6 protein-coding genes and 1 tRNA gene are annotated in these 7,301 nt (G+C 52.4%); 6 read left to right on the plus strand and 1 reads right to left on the minus strand.

The window, feature by feature from the left end; genetic code table 11:
• Positions 1–175 precede the first annotated feature (175 nt).
• Positions 176–1,072: an AraC family transcriptional regulator gene (locus SE18_RS15350; RefSeq protein ID WP_054535340.1), complete on the plus strand. Its 897-nt coding sequence runs from the start codon at positions 176–178 to the stop codon at positions 1,070–1,072.
• A gap of 180 nt (positions 1,073–1,252) precedes the next feature.
• On the opposite strand, the gene hutU is transcribed toward SE18_RS15350, so the two are convergent.
• Positions 1,253–2,911, minus strand: a complete 1,659-nt coding sequence (hutU, locus tag SE18_RS15355; RefSeq protein ID WP_054535341.1) for a urocanate hydratase — start codon at positions 2,909–2,911, stop codon at positions 1,253–1,255.
• Between the two features lie 393 nt (positions 2,912–3,304).
• Here hutU and SE18_RS15360 point away from each other — a divergent pair, with 393 nt between their 5' ends.
• The 5 genes from SE18_RS15360 to SE18_RS15380 all read left to right on the plus strand — a co-directional run bounded on the left by SE18_RS15360 (position 3,305) and on the right by SE18_RS15380 (position 6,956).
• Positions 3,305–4,795 (plus strand): leucyl aminopeptidase, encoded by a 1,491-nt coding sequence (locus tag SE18_RS15360; RefSeq protein ID WP_054535342.1) that lies wholly within the window; start codon positions 3,305–3,307, stop codon positions 4,793–4,795.
• A 14-nt stretch (positions 4,796–4,809) separates the two neighbouring features.
• Positions 4,810–5,727, plus strand: a complete 918-nt coding sequence (locus SE18_RS15365) for an MBL fold metallo-hydrolase (RefSeq protein ID WP_054535343.1) — start codon at positions 4,810–4,812, stop codon at positions 5,725–5,727.
• Between the two features lie 75 nt (positions 5,728–5,802).
• The gene (locus SE18_RS15370) at positions 5,803–6,402 is read left to right on the plus strand and encodes a TetR/AcrR family transcriptional regulator (protein ID WP_054535344.1); all 600 of its coding nucleotides are present in this window, start codon (positions 5,803–5,805) and stop codon (positions 6,400–6,402) included.
• A gap of 77 nt (positions 6,403–6,479) precedes the next feature.
• The gene (locus tag SE18_RS15375) at positions 6,480–6,836 is read left to right on the plus strand and encodes a response regulator (RefSeq protein WP_054535345.1); all 357 of its coding nucleotides are present in this window, start codon (positions 6,480–6,482) and stop codon (positions 6,834–6,836) included.
• Positions 6,837–6,865: 29 nt separating this feature from the next.
• Positions 6,866–6,956: transfer RNA gene (locus SE18_RS15380), tRNA-Ser, on the plus strand.
• The last annotated feature ends 345 nt before the right edge of the window (positions 6,957–7,301 follow it).

A 7,301-nucleotide genomic window follows, 5' to 3' on the forward strand; every position in this document is an offset into this window, starting at 1 on the left:
TGGTAATGTTGCCATCGAGATAGAGTATAGGCCGCGAATTGGCAGATTGCACTGAGCGATCCTATGCAGTTCTTGCCTAATCCTCTGATTTTGCTAGATGCGATTGCTCGCTAGGTTGCTTAAGTGGGCAGAGTGCTATACTTCGATCATCTGCTGAAGAAGGAGCACCATATCGATGAAACGGATTCACGAGCTAGCAACGCTGATTGGGCAAGTGAGCGAGGGCGAGGGCACGCATGCTACCGCTATTCCTGGCCTCTATCTGTCAAAGATTTCGACCACCGATGCGCCACCCCACATTGTTGATCAGGCTGTTTTCTGTGTTGTTGCTCAAGGTGTCAAAAGTATTATGCTCAACGATGAATGCTATCGTTATGATTCCAGTAAATATCTGATGATTGCTCTAGACCTGCCATTGCTTGGTCAGATTGTCGAAGCAACTCCTGAAACACCAATGCTTGGGGTTACGATTGAACTGGATTTCAATGAAATTAGTCGGCTGATTATGGAAGCTAATCTAGCATTATTGGCCGATTCTCATCAACAGCGCAGCCTTTTTGTTAGCCCGTTAGATGACGATCTGCTTGATGGCTTAATTCGAATGCTGAGCCTGCTCAAGAAACCCAATCAAATTGGCGTTCTCGCGCCATTGATTCGGCGCGAAATTTTTTACAAATTGCTGCTTAGTGAGCAAAGCGGCCTATTGCGGCGCATGGTGGCCAAGAATAGTCAAGTTAGCCGGATTGCTGCTGGCCTTGAGTGGTTAAAGGAAAATGCGACCCGTCCTGTGCGCATGGACGAGCTGGCGCGCGAGGTTAATATGGGGTTGTCCACGATGCATGCGTGGTTCAAAGCAGTGACTGCTATGAGTCCATTACAGTTTCAAAAACAGTTACGCCTCCAGAAAGCGCGGCAGATGCTGCTAGCTGAAACTACTGATGTGGCGACAGTCAGCCTTCGCGTGGGCTATGAAAGTGCCTCACAGTTTAGTCGTGAATACCGCCGTATGTTTGGGCTACCGCCACTCCGCGATATTGAGCGACTTCGTGATGCACAAAAAAGAGCTATCTAGCAGTTGCGATTAGCGTCGTGCTGCCATAGCCGATGTATTTTGCTTTCAATTGATAATCGCGAATCTGTTTTTGCAGCGATCGCGCGGTTGTGGCTAGGGCTAATGATATAAGCGCGGTAGTTGTTTGGTGGAATGATGATTTAAGTGGTAGTGTTGACATCAACACTACCACTTGCCGATTTAGGCTTTGAGCATGGGAATATGCACGTTGCGTTCTTGGGCAACCGCAATTGCTTCATCATAGCCAGCATCAACGTGGCGTACCACGCCCATGCCCGGGTCGCTGGTCAATACCCGTTCGAGGCGTTGATCGGCTTCAGCAGTGCCATCGGCCACAATTACCATGCCAGCGTGCAGCGAATAGCCAATCCCAACGCCGCCGCCATGATGCACACTGACCCAGGTTGCGCCATTAACTGCGTTGATCATCGCATTCAGAATTGGCCAATCGCCAATAGCATCGGAGCCATCGCGCATGGCCTCGGTTTCGCGGTTGGGCGAAGCCACCGAGCCACAATCGAGGTGGTCACGGCCAATGACAATTGGCGCACTCACAACGCCATCGCGCACCAATTTGTTGAATAACGCGCCAGCCTTGGCCCGCTCGCCATAGCCGAGCCAACAAATCCGAGCTGGCAAGCCTTGGAATTGCACCCGTTCTTGGGCAGCGCGAATCCAGCGGTGCAAGGCCTGATCCTCTGGAAACAGCTCAAGCAAGGCTTCGTCGGTTTTGGCAATATCGGCGGGATCGCCGGAGAGCGCTGCCCAGCGGAATGGCCCTTTGCCTTCGCAGAACAACGGGCGAATATAGGCAGGCACAAAGCCTGGATAGGCAAAGGCACGATCATAACCAGCTGCTTTAGCGACGCCACGCAAATTATTGCCATAATCAAACACAATCGAGCCAGCATCAGCAAAAGCAACCATCGCCTTTACATGCTCAACCATCGAAGCTGTTGATAACTTAACATATTCTTCTGGATCGCGTTGGCGCAATTCGAGCGCGTGCTCAAGGCTCATGCCTGCTGGCACATAGCCTTCCAGCGGATCGTGGGCGCTGGTTTGGTCGGTCACAATATCAGGTCGCACGCCACGAGTATACAATTCGCCAAAGACTTCGGCTGCATTGCCCAACAAGCCAACCGACAGTGCTTTACCATCGCGCACCGCTTCGTCGACCAAGGTCATGGCTTCTTCGAGTGTATCAACCGCAACATCAAGATAGCGCGTATCCAAGCGGCGTTGCATGCGTTGGCGATCGACTTCAACGACCAAGGCCACGCCATCGTTCATGGTGACGGCGAGTGGTTGAGCGCCGCCCATGCCGCCAAGGCCAGCGGTCAAGGTCCAGCGCCCGCGCAACGAGCCGCCAAAATGCTGGCGGGCAATCGCGGCCAAGGTTTCGTAGGTGCCTTGCAAAATTCCTTGTGTACCGATGTAAATCCACGAGCCAGCGGTCATTTGGCCATACATCGTCAGGCCAGCCTGCTCCAACTCGCGGAAATTTTCCCATGTTGCCCAATGTGGCACGAGCATTGAATTGGCGATTAGCACCCGGGGCGCGTCGCGATGGCTGCGAAACACCGCAACTGGCTTGCCCGATTGCACCAGTAACGTTTCATCATCATTCAGCTCTTGCAACGAACGCACAATCGCATCGTAGCATTGCCAATTGCGGGCTGCCTTGCCAGTGCCGCCATAAACAATTAAATTAGCTGGATCTTCGGCCACATCAGGATCAAGATTATTCATCAGCATTCGCAACGCTGCTTCTTGCGCCCACCCTTTGCACGATAATTCCGAGCCGCGTGGTGCACGCACAATGCGCGATGAAGTCATGAGATGGTACTCCTTGTACACAGGATGATCAGTTGCGTTCTATGATAGTTGATTTTGTTGAAAAGAAGAACATAGAGCAAAGAACATAGGGAAAGGATGAGGGATGAAGGTAAAAATGGGCAAATTTAACGCAGCGGCGCAGAGGAAATATGGCTATAGGCTATGGGCTATAGGCTATCGGCCAATGTTCGTGGAATTCGTGCAATTCGTGGCTTAAAAATTAACTTCGCGGTTGCTATTCTTCGCGGTTTCGATCCTTCGTGGATCAGAACTCCCGATCCCTAGCAACTGATCCCCATTAATATCAATCATTGACAGCGGTAAATTGAAACCGTTACAATACCGGATAAGTGTGCAAGCTCTTGTCAACCTCTAGAAACCGGAAGGACTCCAATGCAGATTCGTGTAGTACAAGGCGCTGTTGCTCAACAAGCCGATGCCATTGTTGTTGTTGGTACGTGGGCGAATGAGGAACTGCCTGCCAGCGTTGCTGGTTTCATTGAAGCGAGTGATTGGTCAGGAAAGTACAAAAAAACGACTGTGCTGTACCTTGGCGCACAAGCGACAGGCAATCCCACCTTCGCCAGCCGCCGGGTGCTGTTGGTTGGTTTGGGCAAGCGCGAATTGTGGAACGCTGAGCGGGCACGGGTGATTGGGGCAATTCTGGCCCAACGCATCCGCGATTTGGGCCTGACAAGCTATAGCCTGCCGTTGCTTGGCAGCGAAGTATTGGGCGTAAGCCGCACGGCTGAGGCCTTGAGCGAAGGCGCCTTGTTGGGTGCATATCGCTTTGATGGCTTTAAAACCTTGCCCGACGATTTCGTGCCCTCAGTTGCCTTAGAACAGGTAACCTTGGTTGCTGAAGCCGAGCTTGAAGCTGCCGAATTTGGCGCCCAATGGGGGATTGCGTTGGCCCATGGGGTCAACCTTGCTCGTGATTTGGGCAACAACCCGCCAATCGTTGCAACCCCAACCTATTTGGCCGAAGCCTCGAAAACGATTGCCCGCGAATACGGCATGACCTGTTTGGTGCTTGACCACGAGCAACAACAAGAGTTGGGCATGGGCGCGTTGATTGGCGTTGCCAAAGGTGCTGCCGAGCCAGCCAAGTTTATCGTGTTGGAACACGGCCAAGCAGAGCCAGGCAAACCAACTATTTGTTTGGTCGGCAAGGGCATTACCTTCGATACAGGCGGGATTTCAATTAAGCCAGCTGATAACATGGACAAAATGAAAATGGACATGCAAGGCGCTGGCGCAGTCATTGGCACCATGGAAGCAGTTGGCCGTTTGAAATTGCCAATTCACGTGGTAGCCTTGGTTGCTGCAACCGAAAATATGCCTGGTAGCAATGCCTACAAACCAGGCGATATTCTCAAGGCGATGAATGGCGTAACCATCGAAGTGCTCAACACTGATGCCGAAGGTCGCTTGGTGTTGGCCGATGCGCTTTCCTACGCCCAAAAATACAATCCTGCGGCGATTATTGACCTTGCAACCTTGACTGGGGCTTGTGTGGTGGCGCTTGGCTCATATGCAGCTGGTGCAATGACCAACAACCAAGCCCTGTTGCAACGGGTGCAGCAAGCCGCCGAAGGCTCAGGCGATCGGGTGTGGGAATTGCCATTGTGGGATGAATATCGTCGCCAAGTACGCTCGGATGTGGCCGACATCAAAAATACTGGTGGCCGCAACGGTGGAGCAATTACCGCAGGCGCCTTCTTGAGCCACTTCGTTGCCGATTATCCATGGGTGCACTTGGATATTGCTGGCGTGGCGTGGACGGAAGATCAACCAAAAGAATACAACCCTAAAGGAGCAACCGGCTATGGGGTGCGCCTCTTGACGGAATTGCTGCGCGAGTGGAGTGGCGTTTCGTTATAACGGGAGTGTGGTCTATGGCTGGGACAATGCGGGTCACATTTTGGGGTGTGCGCGGTAGCTATCCGGTTCCCGGTCCGGATACGGTACAGTTTGGCGGTAATACACCGTGTGTCGAAATTGAGGTCAATGGGCATACGATTATTCTCGATGCGGGGACGGGAATTGTACGCCTAGGCAATGATTTGTTGCGGCGAGCCAAAGAGCGCGGCGGCCCTGTGCGGGCTACCTTGCTGTTTAGTCATATGCACCATGATCATACCCAAGGCTTTCCATTCTTTACTCCGGCCTATGTTGGCACCAGCATTCTGAATATTTTTGGGCCACGGGTGTTCGAGCGTGATCTTGAGGAAACCTTGGCGCACTCGATGTTGCCACCAAGTTTCCCAATCTCGTTGGGGGAAATGAACTCGTTGAAGTTTATGCGCAACATGACCGAAACCGATATCTTGCTGTTCGATCCAAACCAAGATACAGTGACGGTCAAGAATTTCTACCACGATCAGATTGACGATGATCCTGATGTGGTGCAAATTCGGGCCATGCGTTCGTATGCCCACCCCGAAGGTGTCTTTATCTATCGGGTGCAATGGCAGGGCAAAAGTGTGGTCTATGCCACCGACACCGAAGGCTATGTCAATACTGATCAGCGCTTGGCCGCGTTTGCCAACCAAACCGACTTGTTGATCCACGACGCTCAATATAGTGAAGCGCATTATCTCGGCCATAGCGGCTTTAACGCCACCCAAGGCTGGGGCCATTCCACGCCCCAAATGGCTTGCGCAGTTGCTAAAGCTGCTCAGGCCAAACAATTGGTGCTGTTTCACCACGAGCCACGCTATAGCGATGCCATGATTCACGAGCTGGAACAAGCGGCGCAGGCGATTTTTGCCAACACAACCGCCGCTTACGAAGGCTTGAGCATCGAAATCTAATTGAACGAACTCAAGGCCAAGCGTGGTATGCTGAGGCTGCTACGCTTGGCCTTTTTTTGTTGATGAGGAATTGGTATGTCTCCACGGCGCGATGTGCGGGTTGAACGCACAGCTCAGATTATCGAGGCAGCAACCAGCTTGTTTGCCCAACACGGTATTGATCAAACCAGCATGGATATGCTGGCCAAGGCCGTTGGTATGAGCAAAGGGGTGTTGTATTGGTATTTCGAGAGTAAAGAGGCCATTATTTTGGCCTTACTTGAACACTTGTTTAATCAGCCGTTGCGCGATGTGCAAGCCCTCCTCCACGCTCCAGCATCAACCGTTGAGCGCCTAACTCAATTAACCACTAATTTGGCCGCAAACTTGGAAGGATTGCAGAGCCTCGTCCCGTTGGCTCAAGAATTGTATGCTTTATCGGCCCGCAATAGCAGCGTGCAGAGCTTTTTAAAGGGCTATTTTCAGCGCTATCGGGCTAGTTTGGCAGGGTTAATGCAGCAGGGTGTTGAGCGTGGCGAATTCAGTTCAATCGACCCCGACCAACTAGCTTGGCATTTAGCAGCACTCTATGAAGGCTCAACTGTCTTGTGGTTGCTTGAGCCAACGCCGCAGCATTTAACCACCCAATTAAACGCAGCCTTGCAACTGGTGCTCAAGGCTATTAGCGTGGCCTAAGCGCATTCTGTTTAGGCTGTACAAAACTACGGTATACTATAGCCAGAGAATACTACTCCATGTAGGAGAACCTGTGTATGGTCTTAGTTGTCGATGATTCGCCGTTTATTCGTGCGTTTGTGGCAGCAGCCCTAGCACGGATCGATGTGGCAACCTGCGAAGCTGAGAGTGTGAGGGCGGCGCGGGCAATTTGGCATAATCTACCGCTTGACGCAGTTGTGGTTGATTTTGAGTTGCCCGACGAACCAGGCGTAGCGTTGTGTCAGGAGATGCAGCGTTCGAGTACTGTGCCGGTTGTGCTGATCAGTGGCCATAGCGAAGATGACGTGCGTGCTCAATTCCCCGTCCATCAACAACCCTACTTTCTGGCCAAACCCTTTACCTTACATCAAATCCAAGGGCTGATTCGCCAAATCATCGGCGTTGCCTGCTAGGTCATTCTTTGGTATAATGCCCGGCGCACGGGTGGGTCGCATAGTTGGTCGAGTGCGCGGCACTGGAAATGCCGTAGGGTGTCAAAGCTCTCGAGGGTTCGAATCCCTCTCCACCCGCCACCTTACACGCTATGAAGTTTCATGGCGTGTTGTTGTTTTAGCTGGGGGCTGGGGCTTGGGGATCGGGGATCGGACATTTTGATCTACGCAGCGCACAAAGTCTGAAACCGCGAAGAACGCGAAGGTCGCGAAGAACGTCAAGCTCAATGTGGAGTGCATATCCCTTCATCTTTCATCCTTCATCCTTTTCTCTGCGCCTCTGCGTTAACATTCCGATCCCTGACCCCTTGCCCCCATAGGTGGTAACTTAAGCCTCCAATGCACGATTCCATGCGGCGAACCACGCGACGGCGGCGGATGCTTGGTGCGGTCGTCGCGTCGTGGATGCCCCAAACAGCCGCCGCA

The sequence above is a fragment of the Herpetosiphon geysericola genome (assembly GCF_001306135.1).
Classification (GTDB): Bacteria; Chloroflexota; Chloroflexia; order Chloroflexales; family Herpetosiphonaceae; genus Herpetosiphon; species Herpetosiphon geysericola.